The 1,131-nt window shown below is 63.6% G+C and carries 1 pseudogene; it reads right to left on the bottom strand.

Features of this window, described 5'->3' with window-relative positions:
- Positions 1 to 30: 30 nt before the first annotated feature.
- Positions 31 to 1,062: pseudogene (locus ITJ56_RS18090) on the bottom strand (IS3 family transposase).
- Positions 1,063 to 1,131: the final 69 nt, after the last annotated feature.

The raw sequence follows: 1,131 nt of genomic DNA, 5'->3' as shown, positions 1-1,131 counted from the left end.
ACGGTCTGGTTACCCGTTTTGCTCTGAAGCTCAGGCGGGGATGGGTGTCGTGGTGAAGCGTAGTTCGTGCTCGATGGGTGTGGTGTATCCGAGTTTCGAGTGCCGGCGTTGCCGGTTGTAGAAGATTTCGATGTATTCGAACATCGCGTTCGCGAGATCGGTGCGGGTGCGCCATTTCTTCCGGTTCAACAGCTCGATCTGCATGCTCGACCAGAACGACTCCATCATGGAGTTGTCGTAGCAGTCGCCGATGGTGCCGAACGAGGGCATCAGGCCCGCGTCGCGGATCTTGCTGGTGAAGGCCCAGGATGTGAACTGGACGCCGTGGTCGGCGTGCACGATGCCACCGGCTCCTGGTCGCCGTGCTTTGATGGCCATGTCGAGGGCGTTGACGACGAGGTGGGTGTCCTGGCTGGAGTCGATCGACCAGCCCACGATCTTCCGTGAGAAGGTGTCCATCACCGCGCAGCAGTAGACCTTCCCTTCCCGGGTCGGATGCTCGGTGATGTCGGTGACCCACAGCTCGTTCGGCGCGAGTCGGTGGAACTTCCGGTGCACGAGATCGTCGGCGGTCGCGACGCCGGAGAGCCGCTTCACCTTGCCGGGACGCGGCGTGCACTTCCCGGATCAGACCGGTCAGCCACTGCCGTCGCATCTGGGTGGGCGAGAGCGGCCGGTTCCGGTACTTGTAGTAGCCGGGGCTACTTACGCCCAGGAGCCGACAGCAGACTTTGGCCCGGTGACCGTCCTCGAGGAGACGGTCGATCACCGGGTGAATCCTTTTGGGCCGGGCCGGTCCTCCCCGAGCAGTTTCGATGCCTTCTTCAGGATCGCGACTTCCTCCTCGAGCTGCCGGATCCGCTTCTTCGCCTTTGCGAGCTCGATGCTCTCCGGTGTCGTGACGCCGGGCCGTTCCCCGCGGTCGATCTGGTCCTGACGAACCCAGTTATGGATGGCTGCTGCGCTCACGCCGAGCTCGACTGCTGCGGTCGTGATCGGTTTGCCGGCGCGGACGAGCGCGACGGCCCGTCGACGGAACTCCGGTGGAAACGGTCGTGGCATGGTTGGAGCCTCTCAGAACGGGCCCAATCCGCAGAGGATTGCGGGTAACCAAACCGTGGGGCACGTCAC

Origin of the sequence: Curtobacterium sp. VKM Ac-1376, from assembly GCF_015351025.1 — a bacterium.
In the GTDB taxonomy this organism is placed as follows: domain Bacteria; phylum Actinomycetota; class Actinomycetes; order Actinomycetales; family Microbacteriaceae; genus Curtobacterium.
The sequence above is the reverse complement of the archived record's forward strand: the minus strand, read 5'-3'. Positions and strand labels throughout refer to the sequence as shown.